The organism is Rhodoferax saidenbachensis, from assembly GCF_031457975.1.
GTDB lineage: Bacteria > Pseudomonadota > Gammaproteobacteria > Burkholderiales > Burkholderiaceae_C > Allorhodoferax > Allorhodoferax saidenbachensis_A.
Genome location: NZ_JAVDXO010000013.1, coordinates 1 through 23038 on the forward strand (window position 1 = coordinate 1; position 23038 = coordinate 23038).

17 protein-coding genes and 2 pseudogenes are annotated in these 23038 nt (G+C 58.2%); all 19 read right to left on the reverse strand.

Features of this window, described 5'->3' with window-relative positions; translation table 11 throughout:
* Positions 1 to 1055, reverse strand: a 1055-nt coding sequence (locus J2X15_RS19685; RefSeq protein WP_310346244.1) for a PTS transporter subunit EIIC, incomplete at its 3' end; no start/stop codon positions are given.
* Between the two features lie 47 nt (positions 1056 to 1102).
* Entirely contained in the window at positions 1103 to 3001 is a 1899-nt protein-coding gene (locus J2X15_RS19690) for a diguanylate cyclase (RefSeq protein WP_310346247.1), read from the reverse strand.
* A 369-nt stretch (positions 3002 to 3370) separates the two neighbouring features.
* Positions 3371 to 4933 carry a methyl-accepting chemotaxis protein gene (locus tag J2X15_RS19695; RefSeq protein WP_310346250.1) on the reverse strand — a complete coding sequence of 521 codons (1563 nt, stop codon included), beginning with the start codon at positions 4931 to 4933 and terminating at the stop codon, positions 3371 to 3373.
* A gap of 53 nt (positions 4934 to 4986) precedes the next feature.
* Positions 4987 to 6591, reverse strand: a complete 1605-nt coding sequence (locus J2X15_RS19700) for a methyl-accepting chemotaxis protein (protein ID WP_310346252.1) — start codon at positions 6589 to 6591, stop codon at positions 4987 to 4989.
* 53 nt (positions 6592 to 6644) lie between these two features.
* The gene (locus J2X15_RS19705) at positions 6645 to 7094 is read right to left on the reverse strand and encodes a cache domain-containing protein (RefSeq protein WP_310346255.1); all 450 of its coding nucleotides are present in this window, start codon (positions 7092 to 7094) and stop codon (positions 6645 to 6647) included.
* 120 nt (positions 7095 to 7214) lie between these two features.
* Positions 7215 to 7781 carry a chemotaxis protein CheW gene (locus tag J2X15_RS19710; RefSeq protein ID WP_310346260.1) on the reverse strand — a complete coding sequence of 189 codons (567 nt, stop codon included), beginning with the start codon at positions 7779 to 7781 and terminating at the stop codon, positions 7215 to 7217.
* Positions 7782 to 7793: 12 nt separating this feature from the next.
* Positions 7794 to 8672 (reverse strand): annotated as a pseudogene (locus J2X15_RS21285) (methyl-accepting chemotaxis protein); the annotation flags it as partial.
* Between the two features lie 219 nt (positions 8673 to 8891).
* Positions 8892 to 9431 (reverse strand): annotated as a pseudogene (locus J2X15_RS21290) (MCP four helix bundle domain-containing protein); the annotation flags it as partial.
* A 43-nt stretch (positions 9432 to 9474) separates the two neighbouring features.
* Positions 9475 to 9717, reverse strand: coding sequence for a hypothetical protein (locus J2X15_RS19720; protein WP_310346265.1), 243 nt, complete (start codon positions 9715 to 9717; stop codon positions 9475 to 9477).
* Between the two features lie 22 nt (positions 9718 to 9739).
* On the reverse strand, positions 9740 to 10309 hold the full coding sequence (locus J2X15_RS19725) for a chemotaxis protein CheW (protein ID WP_409034314.1): 570 nt from the start codon (positions 10307 to 10309) through the stop codon (positions 9740 to 9742).
* A gap of 12 nt (positions 10310 to 10321) precedes the next feature.
* Positions 10322 to 12784: a methyl-accepting chemotaxis protein gene (locus J2X15_RS19730; RefSeq protein WP_310346268.1), complete on the reverse strand. Its 2463-nt coding sequence runs from the start codon at positions 12782 to 12784 to the stop codon at positions 10322 to 10324.
* A 93-nt stretch (positions 12785 to 12877) separates the two neighbouring features.
* On the reverse strand, positions 12878 to 15091 hold the full coding sequence (locus tag J2X15_RS19735; RefSeq protein ID WP_310346271.1) for a chemotaxis protein CheA: 2214 nt from the start codon (positions 15089 to 15091) through the stop codon (positions 12878 to 12880).
* Positions 15088 to 15420: an STAS domain-containing protein gene (locus J2X15_RS19740; RefSeq protein WP_310346272.1), complete on the reverse strand. Its 333-nt coding sequence runs from the start codon at positions 15418 to 15420 to the stop codon at positions 15088 to 15090. The genes J2X15_RS19735 and J2X15_RS19740 overlap by 4 nt, the downstream gene beginning before the upstream one ends.
* Positions 15421 to 15466: 46 nt before the next feature.
* Positions 15467 to 15835, reverse strand: coding sequence for a response regulator (locus tag J2X15_RS19745; RefSeq protein ID WP_310346275.1), 369 nt, complete (start codon positions 15833 to 15835; stop codon positions 15467 to 15469).
* 9 nt (positions 15836 to 15844) lie between these two features.
* On the reverse strand, positions 15845 to 17023 hold the full coding sequence (locus J2X15_RS19750; protein ID WP_310346279.1) for a methyl-accepting chemotaxis protein: 1179 nt from the start codon (positions 17021 to 17023) through the stop codon (positions 15845 to 15847).
* 315 nt (positions 17024 to 17338) lie between these two features.
* Positions 17339 to 18649 (reverse strand): PAS domain-containing sensor histidine kinase, encoded by a 1311-nt coding sequence (locus J2X15_RS19755; protein WP_310346283.1) that lies wholly within the window; start codon positions 18647 to 18649, stop codon positions 17339 to 17341.
* Positions 18650 to 18709: 60 nt separating this feature from the next.
* The gene (locus J2X15_RS19760) at positions 18710 to 20776 is read right to left on the reverse strand and encodes a methyl-accepting chemotaxis protein (protein ID WP_310346285.1); all 2067 of its coding nucleotides are present in this window, start codon (positions 20774 to 20776) and stop codon (positions 18710 to 18712) included.
* Positions 20777 to 20876: 100 nt separating this feature from the next.
* Positions 20877 to 21350, reverse strand: coding sequence for a chemotaxis protein CheW (locus J2X15_RS19765; RefSeq protein WP_310346288.1), 474 nt, complete (start codon positions 21348 to 21350; stop codon positions 20877 to 20879).
* 8 nt (positions 21351 to 21358) lie between these two features.
* Positions 21359 to 22984, reverse strand: coding sequence for a methyl-accepting chemotaxis protein (locus tag J2X15_RS19770; RefSeq protein WP_310346291.1), 1626 nt, complete (start codon positions 22982 to 22984; stop codon positions 21359 to 21361).
* Between the last annotated feature and the right edge of the window lie 54 nt (positions 22985 to 23038).

The following is a 23038-nucleotide window of genomic DNA, read 5'->3' on the forward strand; positions in this document are numbered from 1 at the left end:
AACCCCAGCTCGGTCGCGGCCACCGTCATCAGAGTGAACAACAGAGGAATGCAGAGAAACGGCACGACATAGATCCCATTCAACACAATCGGCAGCCCATACAGCACCGCCTCGTTGATGTTGAAGAGAGCTGGCAACACCGACCATTTGGCAATCTGGTGCTGGGGCCCTTGCCTCACCTTCCACAAAATGGCAATCACCAAACACATCGTGGATCCTGCTCCACCCATCAAAACAAAGTGGTTGAACAGAGGGCGCCAAGCCAGCGCATTGGTATACGGCGAACCAATGGGGGCAAAGAGTGCCGCACCGTAGGTGTCGAGAACTTTGGCCCCATGGACTCCAAAAAACCAGGCTGCCTGATTCAGCAGAGCGGCCAAGCTGCTCAATACCCAGGTCGCATCTGTCTGCTGCAACTGTGCCCAAATCACCACAGGGGACAGCATATAGGGAGAGACCTCTGGGAGGGTCCCGAGCAACTCCACGAATAAGAAAAAGCACCCCCCCGCCGCAATGACTGCTGGCGTCAGGCGCACCGCGTGATGGTAGATGGAATCGGCTTCATAGGGCCCATCGCTCACCCGAAGCCAACGCCACTGAAAAGCAAGCCGCAGCAATTCGGCCGTAATGATTCCCACCACTATGCCGTGCAGCATGCCCCCGCTTCCAAGGCCCTCCACAAACAACGGACGCGCCGAGACCATCAGCATGAAATTGATCAGTGCCGAAATGGCAACGATCATGGAGGGAACTTCCGGCGCCTCGAACAAGGGCCGCATCAAGCGCCGCGCGAGCAGGCTGGCGACCACCGACGCCAGCACCATGCCGAATATGCCGTGCGAGGCCTGAATCACCCTGTTCAACTGTTGGGGCCAGCCGTCGCCCCACAGGAAAGTCATCGCATCACGGTAGACACTCCACGGAAAAAACTGTAAGAGCAGTGCCACCAGCCCGAAAAAGGTTAGCGGCATGAGCACAATGAAGGAGTCACGGACCACCGTCAACCATAGATTCCCCCGTTCCAACACCTTGTCACCTAGTGATTTCACGGACATATGTTTATCGAACCTCTCTACGTGGATGGTGGATTGAGTGCGTGAATTCATCTAGCCAACACAGCTTGATGGCGCCCTTGCGCCTTGGCTTGGTATAGCGCCTCATCAGCTTTTTTTAGCAACTGTTCCGCACTGCCTCCATGAGCAGGCTCCATGACCGCAATACCTACACTTACGGTGACATAGTCGAGCGGCGAAAGAGCGTGACTGAGTGCTAGCGCTCGCACTACCGCACACAAGCGCTCTGCAAGGGCAAGGGCGCTCGCCACTTGTGTGGAGGCAGAGAGGAAGACAAACTCCTCTCCACCATAGCGCGCCACGAGATCCCCCGCGCGAGACGCTTGTGTTTTCAATGCTTGGGCAACGCCGCGCAAGCAGTCGTCTCCAGCCTGGTGACCATAGTGGTCGTTGTATTTTTTGAACCAATCTACATCGACCATGGCCAATGCCAGTGATGTCCCTGCTCTCTGTGCGCGGTGCCATTCCAGCTCCAGCGCTCTATCAAAATGCCGACGATTGGCAATGCCTGTCAACCCATCGGTCACACTGAGTTCCGCCAGCTGCCGATTCGCCGCCTCAAGTTCTGCAGTGCGTTCCTGAACCTTGGACTCCAACTGCGATTGGCCATCCTGCACACGCTCCACCATGGTCGCAAATTCGCGCGCCAATGCACCGATTTCATCGGCAGATTCAAGAGGAAGGGCATCCTTGTCCAAACGTTCTTTGGAAGTTCCAAAGCGCTGTGTCGCGTGAATCAACCGGTGAAGTGGGATAGCCACCTGTTTCTGCAAAATGGATCGCAGCAGAAAGACCTCCACCAGCAACGTCATCAGCCCCAGAACAATCACGATGGCCAGGTTGCGATAAATGTCCGGTGCCATCAGCGTTCGGGGGTAGTGCACGCTCAACACCCAAGGGGTTCCGGGAATCATGCCCATTGCAATGATGTTTTCTTGCGTATGAAGGATGGTGGCCTTGCCCGGAATTAACGCATTCATCGCTTGCAGCAGTGGGTAGTCACTCGCAATTCGCAGCGATTGGATGGAGGCCGTACCTTCGCTACTTTTGATGTCACCCACAAACTGAGGGTGGTAAATCAGCGTGCCTTGGGCATCTGCCAAAAAAATGGTGCTGTACGCCCCTTGAATGGATGGCCGAGCTGTTCGACCCATCAGCTCAGCCAGCAACACATCCACACACGCCAGCATCCGGTGCTTGCCCAAGGTGTCGGGGGTATCCGGAGTAGCGATGGTGGTCATCCACGCGTTGTTGGAGACGTCCCAATACATGCGGGTGAAGAACGCGTCTTCATCAGGCGCCGAAAATCCCCTTGTATAGAACTCGTAGGTCTCGAGTTTCAGTGCGTCGGGGCCGGAGTAAGTAAATGCCTGAGCAACGTCACTGGTCTGGAAGATCGGGAATCCCTTCTCCGGAACGACGCCATAAAAGTTGAACAATCGCCCTTGGGCACTGGAGCCGTACTTGTGAGAGAGGATGTAGGACAGGGCAAACCGCGCCTTGGTGTCGTCATTGGGCGGAATGTCTGGGGCATAGGTGGCCGACATGCCAGCAAACTGCCGGCCATCTGCAAGCGCTTTACCTTCAAACAAGTCCGGACGCTGGGTATACGACCCGTCCGGATGGCGATAGAAGAATCGATCAAAGTCGCGTACCAGAATCGCCTTATGACCCGGACGTGTATAGATGTCCTGAAATTCCCGCAAAAAGTTGCGTTCTAAATCCTTGATTTCTTTGAACGGCAGAGATTCGCGTTGCAGAGTCTGTTCGGTCGAAAGCAGGAGCTGTTTGATCACCGACTCTTCGATCGCCGATTGGTTGACGAAGTACGAAACCACTCCGCCCAAAAGGGCAACGAACCCAATGCGTACGACGGCCAAGCGTAGCGCGCGCCCAGCCAAGGAAGTGGTACGAAAGAGTTTGGCCATAAAAATTGCTCTCTTGTATCTGCCAATCCAACACTGGCAGGCAGTGCACGCACTGCTTTTAGTCATCTCTTCAGCCCTGGTCCGGGAACTTTGAGCTTACGTTTTGCATGGTTCCAGAGCAAGGCTGCACGTGCAATTCAATTTATCGTTGCATGTAGTCATTGCAACCAAACACCATGGTTCATAGCACTCCCCGAATGATTCAAGCCTACGAAAGAATTGCATAGAGCACAGCTCGAGCAATCCCATTTATTGGTAACACCTGCTGACGTAGCGACGCACGCTCAAACTGAAGAAACCCGGAAGAAGCCCATGACTTCTTGTAGTTGGGCGGCCTGGCTACTCATCTCTTCCGCCGTGGCGGCCAACCTATTGCAACATCACACCCAGGCCACCGCCAAGCCGCCTAGGCGACCCAACACCGGCCCAGCCGTCAAGCTTGAAATACTCCATCAGTTCCTGCAACTGCACAGCTTGCCCGCTCATCTCCTCGGCCGTGGCCGCCAGCTCTTCGGAGGCACTGGCGTTTTGCTGCGTCGCCTGGTTAAGCTGCATCACCGCACTGTTGATCTGGTTGACGCCAGTACTTTGCTCCTGCGACGCTGCGGCGATCTCCTGTACTAGCTCCGAGGTTTTCTGGATGCTAGGCACCATGGCGTCGAGCAGTTGGCCCGCGCGCTCGGCCGTTTGCACAGAACCGCCAGCCAATTCGCTGATCTCTTGCGCCGCGATCTGGCTGCGCTCGGCCAGCTTGCGCACTTCGGCGGCCACCACCGCGAAGCCCTTGCCGTGCTCGCCGGCGCGCGCCGCCTCAATCGCGGCATTCAGCGCCAGCAGGTTGGTCTGGTAGGCAATGTCGTCAATGATGCCGATCTTGCTGGTGATGATCTTCATCGCCGCCACCGTCCGCTTAACCGCCTCGCCGCCTTCGCCAGCCTGCTTAGCCGCCTGGGCGGCCATGCCATCGGTAAGCCGGGCGTTGTCGGTGTTTTGGTTGATGGAGGCGCTCATCTGTTCGACCGAGGCGCTGGTCTCTTCCACACCGGCCGCCTGCTCGGAGGCACCTTGCGACAGGTTTTGCGCCGTCGCGCTCACCTCTTCGGAGGCCGACGACAGCGCATCGGCCGCGCCGCGCGCCTGGCCAATGATGTGCGCCAGGCGTTCGCGCATGGCGCTGACAGAGGCCAGCATGCTCTTCGTGTCGCCCGAGCGGATGCTCACACTCACGCTCAAATCGCCACCAGCCACCTGGCTCACCACATGCGAGGCGTAGCCCGGCTCGCCACCAAGCTGGCGCAACAGCCCACGCGTAATCAACCATGCCACCAGCACCGAGACCAGCACGGCTGCCACGCTCAAACCCAGCAGGGTCTGGCGGGCGCTGGCGTATTGCGCATCGGAGGCCTTGGCGTCGGAGTCCATCAACTCGTCCTGGAAACGTGCCAAGTCCTTGATCGCCGCCATGTAGGCGCGGTTGACAGGAACAAATTCCTTCAGCAAATAGACGTGGGCCTGCGCATTGTCGACCAGCGCTAACGAGTACAGCGAGTTGTACATGGGCGTCAGCTCGTCACGCTTCTTCAGCGCCGCCGCCAGCATCTCGCGTCCCTTGGGCACGACGACCATTTTGTCAAGCTTCAGCAGTAGCTCATTGTTGTCGGATGTCAGTTTCGCAATCTTCTCCTTCATGCCCGCGACTTCGTTCTCGGGAACCAGAATCACGTCGCGCAGCCGTAGGCCCTGGTCCAGCGCATTGCGCACCACGGTATCGAGCATCTTCACCTTGACGTAGCGGTCCTCGAGGATCAACGTGGTGCTGGCGTGCATGGAAAACATGCCGCTGAAAGACATCACCACGATGCCCAGCAGCAACGCGACGACGGCTCCGAAGCCCAGCGTAAGTTTGGTGCCTACGCGCATTTGTTTTTCCATTTCCCCTACCCCTTGTTGTGGACGCTCTGAAGTTAACTTCAAACTAGCTCTTGTCAAAAACGTACGAACCCGCCAGCCACTTGAGCGGTAGCCAGCTTCCCAAGCAATGGGGCACTTTTGCGTGGTTGATCGGTTGATGCGCGGCCCAAGCCGACGTGCCGTGTCTCCACTTTGAAAAAATCCATCACCCGTTGCAACTGCGCCGCCTGACTGCTCATGCCTTCCGCAGTGGCCGCCAGCTCCTCGCTTCTGCTGGCATTTTGCTGGGTGATCTGGTTGAGCTGGGCCATGGCGGCATTGATCTGGCCTGCGCCGCCGGATTGCCCCAAAGAGGCCGCGGCAATCTCCCGCACCAGTTCCGAGGTTTTTCCGATAGCGGGCACGATGTCGTCCAGCAACCTGCCCGCACGCTCGGCTTTTTCCACACTGCCGCTGGCGAGTTCACCAATCTCCTGGGCAGCCACCTGGCTGCGTTCGGCCAGCTTGCGTACCTCCAAGGCAACCACACCGAAGCCCTTACCATGGACGCTGGCGCTTGACGCTTCAATCGCGGCATTGAGCGCCAGCAGATTGGTCCGATAGGCGATGTCGTCAATGATGCCGACCTTGGCAGCAATGCTCTTCATCGCCGCCACGGTCTCCTTCACCGCGCTACCACCTTCAATCGCCTGTTTGGCTGCCTGCGACGCCGTACTGTCCGTCACCTTTGTGTTGTCGTTGTTTCGGCTAATCGACGCACTCATCTGTTCCGCCGAGGCACTAGTTTCTTTCACGCTGGTGGCCTGCTCGGCCGAGGCCTGGCTTAGTGCCAGTGCCGTGGCAGATATTTCCGTGGATGCACCGGAAAGGGTGTCCGCCGCGTTGCGTACTTCACCGATGATTTGCGAGAGCTTGCCCACCATGGTTTTGATCGCGAACAACATGCTGCTGTCGTCACTGGTGTTCGTCCGCACATCCACCGTCATGTCGCCGCTGGCCATTTGGGCGACCACTCGGGCAGCATAGGCGGGTTCACCTCCGAGTTGCGCCATCACGCCGCGCGTAATCCACCAGGAAATGGAAAGCGAAACCACTGTCGCCGTCGCCACCAGAATCAGCGCGAGGAGCTTGGTTCGGTTGGCTTTGCTCCGTGCCTGCTCCAGCGTAGTCGCCGCGTCTGCCTTCTGGATTTCAACCATCTGGTCTGCCTGCCTGGAGATACCATCAAAAATCCGTGTAGCCGACTGGACCATTGCAGCGCCGGATGCCACGTCACCGGTGGCCATGTCGATGGCCACACCGATGCTTTTCTGGTACTTGTGCAGAGCGATCGCTATCGATTGCAAGTCTTTCTTCTCTTCCTCGCCAGCATCCTTGTCCAGTACCTCGAATTTATGCACGGCACTGTCGATACGGGCATTGATGGCCGTTGCTTCCTTCGTGATCCGCGCTTCATCGAAGTTGCTCATCCAGGTGAACAGCTTGAAGACGTCGGCGTTGACGGTCAGCAACTCCGTGCGGGCCTCATTGACCTGGATCAGCCGGTGCATGTTGACATTGGCCAAGTGATCCAGATTGCCTTGGACCGAGCGGATGCCGACAAACGCCAGCAAGCCCAGCAACAGCATCAAGGCCACGGTGATCAAGGGTGAGAGAAAGATTTTGGCGCGGAAATTCATACTTCTATTGTTCAAAGGGAGAAGCCTGTGTGGACCGACTTTCCGATGCAGGTTTAACGTTTGTAAATACCGGCGCAGACCACCAACTCGCCACTCTTTTCACAATAAACTGACTTCGGCAAAACTTTCTTGGTGACGGGGTCAGACCACTTGTAATCGGTCCACGACTTGCCCTTGGCACTGGTGGACTGGACAAATTCCTTGACGAACTGTTTGCCATCGGCATCTTCGAGATCCATCAGGACCTTTCCGACAAGCTTGTCGTTCGCGCCGTGGGCCAGCACCGTCGCCTGCATATCCACTACAAACGGGTAGAGGTCGCCATGCACCCACTTCGGGTCCTTGGCCGTTACTTCCTTGAAAGCATCCGCCTTGTTCGCACCGATGGCCTTAATAAGCTTCGGCACCACGGCTTCGGCTTCTTTGGGCATCGCAAAATCCGCCGCAGCAGCAGACAGGGTGATACCGACACAGGCGACGATTGTCAGTGCAATTTTTTCCATTGTGATTTCCATTTTTGAAAATATACGTTTAGCGTTTGCAGATACACGGGCTCGAAGTCATCGGGTCCCTGAACTTTTTATCCTTGACCATTTGCGCGGCTATCGAGTGCGTCGCTTCAGCTAGGCGGGCGATGCTTCGCCGCCTTCCAGACCGGCCAGACCGGCCATCTCTTCAACCGATAGGACATGGTGGATGTTGAGGATGATCACCAACTTTCCGTACACCTTGCCCATGCCGGTCATGAAGTCGGCGCGGATGTTGGCACCAAACGACGGTGGAGGTTCGATCTCGTTTTGCGGTATTTCCAGCACCGCGTTCACCGCATCCACCATCACCCCCACAACCTGGGTGCTGCCTTGTGGGCCATGGCCGTCCGACACTTCCACGATCACGATGCAGGTGCGCCGTGTCACCGTGGTGATGGCCTTGCCAAATCGTGCGCTCAGGTCAATCACCGGCACCACCGCGCCACGCAGGTTGATGACCCCTCGAATGAAGCTGGGCATGCGTGGCACTTCGGTCAGGCTGCCGAATTCAATGATTTCCTTGATCGCCAGAATGCCCATGGCATAGACCTCACCGCCCAGCATAAAGGTCAGGTACTGGTGCTGGTCAATCTGGCTGGAATTTCCGGCGGTCGTCAGCAATACCGACCGTCGTTGTTGGGCTGAAACCAATGCGTTCATGGTGAACCGTCCTTAGAAACGCACAAAGCTGGCGTTGCTGATCTCGACTTTTTTGGTACCCGTGTTACCGGCGGCAACTACGGGTTTGGCCTTGACAGCTGTTACTGCCTTGGCCACCGGCGTAGCGGTGTAACCATTGCCGCTGCTCACCCTGAAGAAGCCCATGACCTCCTGTAATTGCGCCGCCTGGCTGCTCATCTCTTCGGCCGTGGCGGCCAACTCCTCGCTACTGGCGGCATTCAGTTGGGTGATCTGGTTGAGCTGGTTCATGGCCGTGTTGATCTGGCCGGCACCACTACTTTGCTCGCTGGAGGCTGCTGCAATTTCCTGCACCAGTTCAGAAGTCTTGCCGATGGCGGGCACGATGGCGTCCAGCAGCTTGCCCGCACTTTCGGCCTTTTCCACACTGCCTCCTGCCAGTTCGCTGATTTCTTGGGCCGCCACCTGGCTGCGTTCGGCCAGCTTGCGCACTTCGGCGGCCACCACGGCAAAGCCTTTGCCATGCTCGCCGGCACGGGCGGCTTCAATCGCGGCGTTCAACGCCAGCAAATTGGTCTGGTAGGCGATGTCGTCGATGATGCCGATTTTGCCGGCAATGGATTTCATGGCCGTTACGGTTGCCTTGACGGCCTCACCGCCTTGCACCGCTTCTTTGGCAGCTTGCGATGCCATGCCGTCCGTGACTTTGGCGTTGTCGGTGTTCTGGTTGATCGACGCACTCATCTGCTCGATGGAGGCACTGGTTTCTTCCACGCTGGCGGCCTGTTCGCTGCTGGCCTGGCTCATGCTCTGGGCGGTGGTAGAGACTTGTTCGCTGGCCGATGCAATGTTGCTGGCCGCCGCGTTGACCTCTCCAATCACCTGCGAGAGCTTGGCCACCATAGTTTGAATGGCAAACAACATGCTTCCAGTGTCATTGGCACGGGTCTGTACCACCACCGTCATGTCGCCGCCGGCAATCTTCGATACCACGTCCGCCGCGTAGGCTGGCTCGCCGCCGAGTTGTTTGACCAAGCCACGGGTGATCAGCACGGCTAGCGCCACAGCGATCAGCACGGCGCCAATGCCGATGCCCAGCATCCAGGTGCGCGCGGAGCGGTAGCTTTCCGCGGCCTGCTCGCCGGACGCCTTCATCTGCTCACCGACGAGGTTCTGGAAAGCGTCCAGCCCGCTCGCGACCGCGGTGTTGCTTGCCGACATCTCTTTCAACATGAACTCCAGGGCCTTGGCCTTGTCGGTTTTGAGCAGGGCGTAGTACTGGTCATACTTGGGCGCTGTTTCCTCATAGGGCTTGCGCATCGCATTGAACAACTCGCGCCCCTTGGGCGTGTTAATTGTCTTGTCAAGCTGGGCCATACCGTCGTTGGCGACACCGCGCAACTTCTGAATCTTGGCCTTGTTTTGTTCGATTTCTTCTTCGGAACTGACGAGCAACAGGTTGCGCGTGGAGCGCCCGATGTCGAGCAGGGCCACCTGGATGTTGCCCGCCGCATCAATCTTGGGGTAACGGTCATCAGTGATGTCTGTCGTCTTTTCGTTCATCGTCGCCATATTGGCAAGCGCCAGCACGATGGCTGCGATGAGCAGCAACACGACGGTGCCGAAACTCAGTGCCAGCTTGACGGCAATGCCCATTTGCTTTTTTTCCATGTCGATTTCTTTCGATTTAAGTTACGTATGTTGTCCAATCCCGTCAGACCATCGCCCCAACCTTGAAGAAGCCCATAACCTGCTGCAGTTGCGCAGCCTGGCCGCTCATCTCCTCGGCGGTGACCACCAGCTCGCGCGTCAGAGTGTCGGCGTGCTGGTCCACCTTCGCCAGCCCCATCCAGCTGATCACCGTGCACAGCGCGATTAGCAACACCAATAAGGCATAACTGCCGCCGAGCTTGGTACGCAGCCTCAAATTCCGAAAAAATTGGCACAGAGATGTCATGTGGTGGAGCAGAAATTGCCGTTCAAGTGTTTGCCGTATCGCCACTCGCAGCGCCCGCCAAACTCGCCATTTCATCGACCGACAGCACATGATGGATGTTGAGGATGATCACGAACTTGCCGTTGACCTTGCCCATGCCCGTCATGAAGTCGGCGCGGATGTCGGCACCAAACGACGGCGGGGGTTCGATCTCGTTTTGCGGTATTTCCAGCACCGCGTTCACCGCATCTACCATCACCCCCACCACTTGGGTTTCGACTTCCGCGGCGTTGCCGCTGGCCACTTCCACAATTACGATGCAGGTGCGCCGCGTGACGGTGGTGGCGGCCTTGCCAAAGCGCGCACTCAGGTCAATCACCGGCACCACCGCACCACGCAGGTTGATGACCCCGCGGATAAAGCTGGGCACGCGCGGCACTTCGGTGACGCTGCCGTATTCGATGATTTCCTTGATGGCCAGGATGCCCATCGCGTAGGTCTCGCCGCCGAGCATGAAGGTCAGGTACTGATGCTGGTCTGCTTGTTCTACACCCTGTACTAGCCAGGCAGCTGGCGTAGGCATTCGTTGTCGGGCTTCTACCAATACGTTCATGCTATGGCACTCTTAAAAGCGTACAAAGCTGGCTTCGCTCACCCGCATGTTTTTTGACGCTATCACGCGGCTTGCAGAGGCCTTGGGGGCCACAGAAGTAGGATGAGCCAGTTTGGCCCTCTGCGCTGGGGTCTGTTCCTCGGTTCTGAAAAAGCCCATCACTTCCTGCAGTTGTGCCGCTTGCCCGCTCATCTCTTCGGCCGTGGCAGCCAGCTCCTCGCTGCTACTGGCGTTTTGCTGTGTGATCTGGTTGAGCTGATTCATGGCCGTGTTGATCTGGCCCACGCCGCTGGACTGCTCGCTCGATGCCGCAGCGATCTCCTGCACCAGCTCCGAGGTCTTGCCGATGGCGGGCACGATGGCGTCCAGCAGCTTGCCCGCACTTTCGGCCTTTTCCACACTGCCTCCTGCCAGTTCGCTGATTTCTTGGGCCGCCACCTGGCTGCGTTCGGCCAGCTTGCGCACTTCGGCGGCCACCACGGCAAAGCCTTTGCCATGCTCGCCGGCACGGGCGGCTTCAATCGCGGCGTTCAACGCCAGCAAATTGGTCTGGTAGGCGATGTCGTCGATGATGCCGATTTTGCCGGCAATGGATTTCATGGCCGTTACGGTTGCCTTGACGGCCTCACCGCCTTGCACCGCTTCTTTGGCAGCTTGCGATGCCATGCCGTCCGTGACTTTGGCGTTGTCGGTGTTCTGGTTGATCGACGCACTCATCTGCTCGATGGAGGCACTGGTTTCTTCCACGCTGGCGGCTTGTTCGCTGCTGGCCTGGCTCATGCTCTGGGCGGTGGTAGAGACTTGTTCGCTGGCCGATGCAATGTTGCTGGCCGCCGCGTTGACCTCTCCAATCACCTGCGAGAGTTTTGCCACCGTGTTGTTGAGGGCTTGTTTAACCTGGTCGAAAGCACCTTCATAGTCGCGAGTCACCACCTGCGTCAGGTCACCACTCTCCAGCGCCTGCGCTACCTGGATGGTGTCCTTGAACGCGGTGTCAACCGTATCGGAAAGCTGGTTGAGCAATTCGGAGAGATCCTTGGTGAAGCCTGCCTTACCTTCCAGGCCCATCTTGGTGCTGAAGTTCCCCATGTTGGCTGAGGCAACGATGTCCCGGATTTCACCAACAATGCCCTTGAGGTTGCCGCGCAGCTGCTCGATGGTGTTGTTGATGAACACTTTCTTGCCGGGCAGCTTCTCCATGGGGGCATCAAGATTGCCTTCACCGAACTCCTTGATGCAGGCCATGGCCTTTTTCTTCACTTCAATGTGTCCAAACACCATGGTGTTGACGCCCTTGGCCATCTGTGCAAAGTCGTTCTTGAACTTGCCCTCGTCGATCCTGACGTCAATGTCGCCCTTGTCGTGTTCGGCGGACATATGGTTCATTTCGGCAATCAGTCCCTTGAGGTTGCCGCGCATCTGCTCGATGGTCTCGTTGATGAATACTTTCTTGCCAGGCAGCTTCTCCATCGGTGCATCGAAGTTGCCATGACCGAATTCCTGAATACAAGCCATGGCCTTTTTCTTGACCGCGATGTGGCCACCCACCATGGTGTTCACGCCCTCGGCCATGGCCTTGTACGAACCACCGAATTTGCTGCCGTCCATCACCACGTCGATATCGCCCCGGTCATGCTCGGTGGACATATGGTTCATCTGGGCGATCAAAGCTTGCAGGGTGGCATTCATGTTCTTCATTGCCGCCATCAGGCTGGTGCGGTCGCCCGCCTTGAGTTCGATCTCGGCGCTCAGGTCACCAGCCGCTATCTGGTTGGCAATATCCGCGGCCATATCCGGCTCGCCACCCAGCTGGCGCAGAAAGGAGCGGGTAACGGTCAGGGCGGTGATGCCGATCGTCGCCAGCGTGAGGGCAGCAATCAGAAGCGAGAGGTTCAGCGCATGGCCCTTGATGGCAATAGCCTCCTCAGCGCTCTTTGTACCCAACTCGATGTTGTATTGCACTTGCTCATCAAAAACCGCAGCCATTTTCTCGGCAACGGGGCGGTTCTTTTCCATAAGCGTTCTCGCCTTCACCAAGCCAGCCTCACCTTTGCGGGACTCCACCAGGATGGGCTCAATCAGCGTCACGTACTCTGCGAACAGGTTTTTAACCTGTAGCAGCAAGGCTTTGTCCTTGCCGTCACTAATGCAGGAGACACCCTGGCAACCGTCCTTTTCGTATTTCTCGATGCCCTCTTGCACGCCCTGGATATTTTTCTTGAGGGCGACCTCAATTTCGTCCCTCCTTGTATCTTCGGTGTTCAGGACATGCTGGGCTATGCTGAGCCGGGTACGCAGCAGATATTTGCGGATATCGTCCAGGAGAGCCAGACTGGGCACGGTATTGGTATTGCCGAAATTGGCAGCCTCATACACCTTGTTCATTTGCCACTGGCCGAGGCCGGTCAGCAGGGCAATGCCGAGCAGCGCGGAGCCGGCAAGCAGAATCATTTTTTTTGCGATGGTGAGTTTCATCTGATTTTTCTCATTAACTTTGAACGATTTTTTAGAGATTTGTGCCTCTAGCCCCCGTTGAATGGGCGCAAGCAGCTACTATTTTTATAGCATTCAGCGTCGCAATGCCAGCGCCCGGGTATGTTCTTCCATCGGCTCCTCCCCAGTCATAACCTGGCGCATCAGCCCTGGCACGTCCAGAATCAGCGCTACCTCGCCGCTGCCCAGGATGGTGAAGCCGCCAATGCCCCGAATCAGGTTGAACACCTTGCCCAGCGGCTTGATGACGGTCTGAAATTCGCCCATCAGGCGGTCTACTACCAGCCCCGCCTTGTGTTCGCCATAACGCACAACCACGATGTTTTCGCGCCGCGCCGCTTCGCCTACCACCTCGAAATGCTCACGCAGGCGCCTATACGGCAGCACTTCGCCGCGCAGATTGAGGTAGCGCTTGTCGCTGCCGCTCTCGTGGTCCATGTCACTGAGCTCTATACACTCGACCACCATATCCAGCGGGATGACGTAGACCGCGTTGCCCACGCCCACCAGGAAGCCGTCGATGATGGCCAGCGTCAGGGGCAGGCGGATACGCACCGTGCTGCCTTGGCCCTCCACGCTGTCCAGGTCCACCGTGCCGCGCAGGGCGGCGATGTTGCGTCGCACTACGTCCATGCCAACGCCGCGGCCCGACAGATTGCTCACCGCATCGGCGGTGGAGAAGCCGGCCTCGAAGATCAGGTTGTGAATTTCCTTGTCGCTTAAGGCTTGGCCCTCGTTAACCAGGCCGCGCTCGATGGCCTTCTTGAGAATGCGCTCCTTGTTCAGGCCGCCGCCATCGTCCGAGACTTCGATCACGATGCTGCCCGCGTCGTGGAAGGCGTTAAGCTTGAGCGTGCCCTTGGCCGGCTTGCCCCGGGCCAGTCGCAGCTCGGCCGATTCGATGCCGTGGTCCATGGAGTTGCGCACCAGATGGGTTAACGGGTCGCCAATGCGCTCCACCACAGTCTTGTCCAGCTCAGTGTCGGCACCGCTGATAACCAGCTCGATGTCTTTGCCCAGTTCCTTGCCAACATCGCGCACCACGCGCTGGAAGCGATTGAAGGTGCCACCAATCTGGACCATGCGCAGGTCCAGCGCGGAATCGCGCACTTCTTCCACCAGACGGGAGATCGTCGCCGTGCTCTCCAATAGCTCGGGCACACCGGCGCGCCGGGCGGCCAGACTGGCGCCGGCTCCTGCAATGATGAGTTCGCCGACCAGGTTGATCAGAGCGTCCAGCTTGTCGGCATCTACACGGATCAGGTTGGCCTCGGCGGCCTTGCCGTCCTTGCGCTGCTTTTGTTTCTCCAGCGCGGCATCCACCACCGGGGGCTGCACCATGTGTTGCCCCACCAGCACTTCACCAATGGGCGGCGTGGCCTCACCTTGCATGTGGGACTGCGCTTGCTGGATGCGTAGCGCAGTGTCAAGCTCGTTTTGCGTCAAGGTACCGCAGCGCACCAGCATGTCACCCAGCAGCAGATCCTGCTCTTGCGGCATGTCACCCAGCAGACTCCGGTACTCGTCAATCTTGCTGTGCGGTGGCAGGATGCGGATGCGACAGTCCTCGCGTACGAACTCGAACACGTTCTCGATGGTGGCCTTGTCGGCCTCGCTCTTGAAGCCGATTTCAAAACCCAGGTAGCAGGTCTCGGGGTCCATGCTGGCTACCGGGGGAATGGCATCCAGCAGCGTGACGATATGCACCACCTGGCCTAGCGTGCCCAGGTAGCGGATGAAGGACAGGGGGTCCATGCCGTTGCGCAGCACGTCGCGCCCAAAGCGCAGCGACAGGTGCCAGTGGTCAGCTTGCACCTCACCACCTCCGTGGGCGGTGGGAACTGGCACGAACTCCACAGGTACCTTGGCTGCGGATGCGGACGCCTGTGCCGCGGGCTCGTCGTCCAGATAGTCACTCAGCTGTTCGACCAGCGCCTGCCCTTGGGCCAACACCTGCGAGGATGGCTCACCGCCCTGGGCGATGTGGTCCACCAGCTCCCGCATGTGGTCACCACTTTGCAGCAACACGGCCACCAGCTCGGGGGTCACATCCAGCTCGTTGGCGCGAACCTTGTCCAGCACGCTCTCAGCCACATGCGTAAAGGCCACGATACCGTCCAAGCCAAAGAGTCCGGCCGAACCCTTGATGGTGTGCGCCGCACGGAAGATGGCGTTGACGGTGTCTGCGTCGTCCGGGGCCTGCTCGATGCACAAGAGCGCCTCTTCCATGTGCTGCAGCAGGTCCCGGGCTTCGGCAATGAAGGTTTGTAGTGCGTCGTCGAAATTCATGGGGTGGGCTCCGCTACGTGGACCAATACGGTGTCGCCAAAGAAGCCTTCCAGGTCGCACAGGTCCAAGATATCCAGCACGCACGGGCTGTGGTCGGTGATGCTCAGGGTTCTGTCCTGCGCATGTGCCTCGGTTTTGACCAGGACCAACAATTGCAATCCAGCGGAGTCGATCTCGGTGACGGCACCCAGGTTGAGTTCAACTTGCTTGTATTGCTCCAGTGGTGCCAGCAATTGATCCTTCAATTCCTGCGCGGTGTAGATCGTCATTTCGCCCTCAACGAGGATGCGGCACAGGTCATCCTTGGTGCGTTCAACAGTCACTCCCATGGTGTCTCCTTGGTGGGTTGTTTTTGGGTGTGGGGCGAGGGACCACTCAAGGCAGAATCAGCTTGGCAACGGCCCCCAGCATTTGTGCCGGTTGGAAGGGCTTGACCACCCAGGCCTTGGCACCCGCGGCTTGGCCAGCCTGCTTTTTTGCCTCGCCAGCCTCGGTGGTGAGCATGATGACCGGGGTGAATTTGTAGGCAGGCAGCTTCTTGGCTTCGGTAACGAAGGTGATGCCGTCCATGTTGGGCATGTTCACGTCGCTAATGATGAGGTGAATCTTTTGGCCGTTGAGCTTGGTCAAGGCGTCGCGCCCATCGCAGCCTTCGATAACGTCATAACCCGCCCCCTTGAGGGTAATGCTGACGACCTGGCGCAGAGAGGCGGAATCGTCCACGATCAGAATGGTTTTAGCCACGTGTTTCTCCTAAAAAAAAGTAATTTCGGTTGATTCGCTGTGTGTCTGTGTGTGTGTTGAGCCACTGCCACCGTGCGTCACGTACTGTTCTTGCGTGGTGTAGGTGCTGGCCAGCGCCTCCAGCCACGCATGGGTGTCGATGGGTTGGGGCGGGGTGCCCTCCGCAATGGCGTGCGCGCTCTGCTCCAAGGTCTGGAGGAGCTTGCCCTGGTCATCCCGAACATGGCCCAGCATCTGGCTGACGCGGTCCTGGAACTGCAGGGCCACCAGCACATCGGAGATTTCGCTCTGCATGCGTTGGCTTTCCTCGCGTAGCACATCGGCGGAGTAGCTCAGGTCGTTGGCAGTGTTGCCGAACTCCCCCAGCACGGTCTCGATCACTCGCTCGGAGTGGGACACCATTTGGGCGTCTTGCGCGGCGTATTGGCGCGAGACCTGCAGCGTAGTGGCAATGGCCTTGTTGACGGTGTCCACGGTTTCAGCGATCTTCTTGCCGGTCTCTCCCGATTGCTTGGAGAGCATGCGCACTTCACTAGCCACCACCGCGAAGCCGCGCCCGATTTCACCGGCGCGCGCGGCTTCGATGGCGGCATTGATGGCCAGCAGATTGGTTTGTTGGGCGATGGCGCCAACATCCTTCGCCATTTGCTGCAACGCGTCGGTAAAACTCGACAGGCCGTGCACCTCCTGCAGCAGGTCTTCTTTTTCTTTCAGGCTGGAGCGCAACGCAGCGATGATTGCATTGAGTTCGGTTTGGCTGTCGTTCAGGAGTGCCACCACACCCTTGGTGACACCATCACCACTGGCACTGCTATGTGAGGCGGCAACCGCACTTTGCAGGTGCTGGGACAGGTTGGCAAAGCGCATCGCCAGGTCGTTGATGCCTTGTTCGGTCTGGGAACGCGCCATTTCGATCTGGCTGGACCAGACCGGCAACACGCCCACGCACAGGGGCTCCAGGCCCGCTATGGACTGGGCGCGCACGCCGTGTTCGACGCGCCGGCGCTGGGCACGGGCTTGCCCCATGGCCCACCAGGCTGCGCCCATCGTGACCAACGCCATGCCCGCGGCCAGAACCAACGGGGGCAGGTCCAAGGGAACCATGATGGCCGCAATGCCGAAGGCACCACATGCAACAACCGGCCCACTCGCCTGGTAAATACCACTCCCACTTACAGTCTTTCGCATGCTCGTCCATTCCCAGGGTTGCCGTGTACGGTGGCTGTGTCGGACCAAAAAAAGACCACGACATTGGCATGGAGAATGAACGAATTGAGAACAATGGACTATCAGGCGATCTTGATTCGCATGTAAGGAGATGTGTCAAAGGCGTAAGGATAGAACCACAAATTGGTAGGCCCATTCCTACATCAAGACAAGAGCAGTCGCCCTCCTCCAGTGGTTCAAAGCAGCGCCCCGGGGCACTATGCCCACCACCCGGTCGCCGATGTTAAGCATGATGACTATCCAAGTCATCTTGATATGAAACACTACACCAATCCTCTACCGGGAAACGCACCCGAATCGACGTCCACCCCGACATGCTGCATACATCAACCTCGCCCCCTGCATCAGCGCCCGTTCCCGGATACTGACCAAGCCAAACGATTTTTCCTTGCGTATGGACGGATCGAACCCCTGGCCGTTGTCTCGCACTTCCAAAAAGTAATTGGTTTCATTTCGCTCCAGCGTGATCTCCACCTTGTTCGCTTGCGCATGTCTCACAATGTTGGTAAGAGTTTCCTGGACGACACGAAAAATCGCCGTCGAGCGCGCATCGTCCAGGGGGACCTCATCCTCGGAGACATTCAGCTCGCACTGAATACCCGTTCGTTCAGAATACGCCCCCACCAGCCACTCCAGGGCAGACACAATCCCCATATCGAGCACGGCCGGACGCAGCGAGGCCACCACGTTGCGCACCACTTTAATGGTGGTGTCCACCATCTCTATCAAACGCTGCGTCTTTTCATGCAAGGAGGCATTGGTCGCGCCGAACTGGAGGTCCATAACCGAAAGGCCCAGGCGTAGCGCCAGAAGATGCTGCCCCAGCTCATCATGTATTTCCCTTGTAAAGTGCTTGCGCTCATCCTCCCGTGCTGTCTCGTTGCGGGCCGCCAGCTGACGCAGCAGATGCTGCGACTCCTTAAGGTCGTACTCCATCCTTTTGCGCTCGGTAATATCACTGGAGATGCCGACAATGCGGTAGATACGCCCGCTGTCGTCGCGCACGGGAATAAGGGTCGAATGGTAATGGCGAAGTCCACTGGGCATATCCAGCGACACTTCCTCGTCGATAGCGGTGCCAGCCTCGATACATCTGCGATATTGGACGATGATGATATTGGCTGTTTCTTCGGGCACCGTTTCTTCGATGAATTTACCGACGAGTTCTGCGCTGGATATGCCCGCCGATTTTTCGAATGCAGGGTTAACTTCGAGATTGCGAAAATGCCTGTCCGGGGTCACCTCCAGCAAGTAGAGCATGTCGAGCATGTCGAGCATGTCGAGCACATTGTCGAAAATTCCCCGGTAGCGCTGTTCCCGTTCGCGCAATGCTTCTTCCATGCGCTTGCGCTCGGTAATGTCACGCGTGACAACCAGCACGCTGGCTACGGCCCCATCCAAACCGAACTCGGGCACCAGCCGCATATCTCCCCCGCGCACCCCGCCTTGAACATCGCAGTAGCGAAACTCCATCCGTGACTCTTGGCCCGTTTTCAACACGCCCGGTATCCGTTCGACGTAAACCTGCGCCTCTAGCAATGCAGCAATCTCCAGCGGCGTTCTGTCGAGAATCTTTTCGATGGGCAAACGCGATGACGACGATACAGGCTATTTTCATTCGCACTACTTCTCTCAAGGGCGTCTTTTTTAAAAGCTGGTCCAGTCGCCATCGCTACCGGCCGCCGGCCTTGCAGGGGCTTTGGCAGGTGCGGGTCCACGTGTTCGGGCAGCGGCGCCCTTGGGTATGCCGCTAACACGTCGCTCGGTGCCATTGCAAGGTGCGGCGCCGGATTTGAGGGCCCGTACGGCTGCCGACGCGGTGATTCTGTGATGGCCATCATGGCTGTCCAGCTTGAACGCCGCCACCAGCTGCACCAGATCTTGCGCCTGGGATTTGAGGCTGGAAGCCGCCGCCGCCATTTCCTCCACCAACGCCGCGTTTTGTTGCGTGGCCTGGTCCATTTGCGTAACGGCCTCGCCCACTTGGGCTACTCCTGAGGCCTGTTCAGAACTGGCCGCACTGATCTCACCCATGAGATCGGTGACGCGTTTGATAGAGCGCACCACCTCGGTCATGGTGACTCCGGCCTGGTCCACCAGCGCGGTGCCCTGCTCAACACGCTCCACACTGGCGCCGATCAGAGTCTTGATCTCTTTCGCGGCTTCTGCCGAGCGCCCCGCCAGGCTACGTACTTCAGAGGCCACCACCGCAAAACCACGGCCCTGTTCCCCAGCACGGGCGGCTTCCACCGCCGCGTTCAAAGCCAGGATGTTGGTCTGAAAGGCGATGCCATCGATCACGCTGATGATGTCGACAATCTTGCGTGAACTCTCGTTGATGTCTTTCATGGTGCCCACCACTTGGGCGACCACCTCTCCGCCCTTGACGGCCACGGAGCTGGCGCTCTGCGCCAACTGGTTAGCCTGTTTGGCGCTGTCGGCATTTTGTTTGACCGTGGCGCTGAGCTGTTCCATGGAGGCAGCGGTTTCTTCCAGCGCACTGGCCTGGCTTTCGGTGCGGGCCGACAGGTCGTGGTTGCCCGAGGCAATCTCGGCACTGGCTGTAGCGACACTCTCAGAGCCTGAGCGGACGTTAGACACCACTTTGGCGAGGCTGGCCTGCATGCCATTGAGTGCCTGTGTCAATTGGCCGATTTCGTGGTTATTCCGCACGGGGGCTGTCACCGTCAAGTCGCCGTTGGCAACCGCTTGGGCAAGCTGCAAGGCCTCTTGCATCGGCACCGTAATGCTGCGCACAAAAGCCAGTCCGAGCATGATCGATGCGATCAAAAGAATCAGCAAAACGCCCAGCACCACAAGCCGTGCCTGTTGCACATCGTGGGCGCGCGCGTCGAGCAGGCTCGCCAAGGTAGGTAAAGCGATGGCGTTGAAATCGTAGACGCCATTGATCGTGTGGGTGAATTCCTGGTAGTACGCGTCGGCGGGCAGTTTCAGCTCGGCCGCGTTGATCAGCTCTTGGTCGGCCATTGCCAACGTTTTGACAATCTGCTCCTTCAGTGTGTCTGCCTTGGCGGCCAGCGTGGTCTTCAGATTGGCGTTCGCAGCCGTGGCTTTGCCCAGATTGCGCATCATCTCGCCGTATATTTCGTTGGCTTGGGCCTGTGCGGTAGAAAGCGCCATACGGCCCTCGGGCGGCATGGCATTGTCCGCCAGGAATCCGGTGCCTCGGGCACGCATCTGGCCCAATTTCTCGGCCAACCCCGGCGCATTGGCAAACGAGGCCATGATCATGGAATAGCTGTCAGCCTGCGGGTCGAGCGACAAACCGAACTCGTCTAGCAGGTCTAAGTTCAGCGCCAGGAGTTCGGCAATCAACTGGGTGTGCCGCGCCGAGCTTTCCGCCGACTTGAGTTGGCGGCCCGCAACGGCTTGTTCCAATACCATCCAACGTTGTTTGCGCTCTGCCCATTGCGGCAGAATTCTTTGGGAGGCATCGCTAGCCTTCAAGCTGGCATCCACCACCTCAATGGCTTTGCCCAAGGCGTCCCGTGTTTCGGGTCGCTTGGCGGCCAAGACTTCGTTGCCACCGAGCATTCCCGCCGCGAGACCACGATGTTGCTGGGTCAACTGGATCATTTTTTGCAGCGCGATTACAGGGGCGGTTCCCCGGGCTTCCAGTTGGGCTGCATCAATCTCGGCGGCGGTTTGTTTGAGGTACAGCCCCGTGGGCAAGGCCATCATCAGCAGAGCCATGATGCCAAGAACAAAGAATTTCTGAGAAATGCTAAGGCGCTGCAGAATGGGCATGGTATGAGGTTTGTGTTAAGAAATGGGCGTGGGCTACGGTACTAGACTAATGCATAGCTTCACTGACCAAGCCCATCTCTGCACTGCGCATGAGCGTAACGATGTCCAGCAGGATCAACATGCGATTCTCCAACGCACCAAGAGCCAACAGGTGCTCGTTTCCGATGACCGACGACAATTCGGGCACCGCACGCAGTTGGTCTGGCATGAGAGTCATGACATCCGACACTCCATCAACCACCATACCTATCACCCGCTCGCCGATGTTGAGCATAATGACCACTGTCGCATCGTCATAGTTCACCTGCTCCAGGTTGAACTTCATGCGCATGTCAATGATCGGTACGATCACACCGCGCAGATTGATCATTCCCTTGATAAAAGCCGGTGCGTGCGCCATACGGGTGGGCTCCTCGTAGGAGCGAACCTCTTGCACCCGCAAGATGTCGATGCCGTACTCCTCGTTTCCGAGTTTGAAGGCCAAGAATTCACGGATGGAGGTGATTTGCTGTTGCTGCATGCCGTCGTCTAAAGGGCGTGAGATGCTATCAAAACAGTCGCGTTTCGAGATTGACTCCGGTTGATGGTGGGCATCCCATTCAAGTGGAAGACGCCCACCATCCGGGACAAATCACTAGCCTTGTCCTGCAGGGCGTGAGCCACGGCTCCGGTTTCCTCCACCAGCGCGGCGTTTTGCTGCGTGACCGAGTCCATCTGCGCAATGGCGATGTTGATCTGCTCGATGCCCAGGAACTGCTCCCGGCTGGCGATGGTAATTTCGCCCATGATGTCGGTCACCTTTTTGACGCTTTCGACGATGTCGCCCATTGTCTCCCCAGCTTCGCCAACCAGGCGGCTGCCAACCTCGACCTTGCTGACCGAGTCGTCGATCAGGGTTTTGATTTCCTTGGCGGCGTCGGCCGAGCGTTTAGCAAGGCCACGCACCTCAGACGCCACCACGGCAAAGCCCCGGCCTTGCTCCCCGGCGCGGGCCGCTTCCACTGCCGCGTTCAGGGCCAAGATGTTGGTCTGGAACGCAATGCCATCGATGACACCAATGATGTCCACGATCTTGCGGGAAGAGTCGTTGATGGAGCCCATGGTCTGAACCACCTGTGCCACCACCTCCCCCCCTCTGACGGCCACTAGCGACGCCGAGGTCGCCAGCTCGTTACCTTGGCGCGCATTGTCGGCATTGGCTTTCACAGTACTGGTCAGTTCCTCCATCGCGCTGGCCGTATTTTCCAACGCGCTGGCCTGGTTTTCGGTACGTGTCGCCAGCTCCTGATTGCCTGCGGCAATCTGGCTGGTAGTGCTGACGACGACGTCGGTACCCGCACGTACCCCACCCACGATGCCGACCAGACTGTCGCGCATGGCTTTCATAGCCGCCATCAAGCTGCCGCGATCGTTGGGCGCGGTATGGATGGCAACCGTCAGGTCGCCAGACGCAATCCTGGTGGCGATGTCGGCTGCGTCGTTGGGCTCGCCCCCGAGTTGGGCGAGCAAACTGCGCACGATTCTCCAAAAGATCAGGGTGACCAAGCCACTGGAGGACAGCAGTAGCACCAGCATGACCCAGTTAGCGTTCTCGATTGCCGATCGGGCATTGGCTTCGTCGGTTTCGTTGCGTTTGTTGGCCAGCTCCACCAGGGTGTTGATGGCGCTGCGATGCGCATCGTAACTTTGCTTCATGGCGTCCAGCGCAGCATTGGCCGCGGCCGTGTCATCCTTTTCCAAGGCCGGTATCAATTGACCGAAGGCGACTTGGTAGAACGCCTGTGCCGGCTTGTCGGCTTGGTTGAGCAATTGGTCCTTGAGCGCCGCATCCAGATTTTCCTTGACCCAAAAGTCGTGCCGGATGTCATAGTCTTTTTTCAAGGCTTTGAAACTGTCAATCAGGGCCGGGCGCTGGGCGGGCGGTGCGGCCATCAGCTGTAGGGTCACCAGATAGGACTCGATGATGTACTCAGGGGGCGGGAGGATGTCGGCGATCAGATCCTTGCCCTGCACAATGCGCTGATAGAACGGTCCGTTGACCTTCAGGTTGTTTAGTACCTTGAACGACCAAGCGCCATAGGCCACAAAGCTGAGCAGGATGATGAGCAACAAAGCGAGCAGACGCTGCGATAGTTTCATGCGTTCAAAAATCATAGGGACACTCGGTGGGAATAGCCGGAAGACGACAGACTACAAAAATCCATCCAA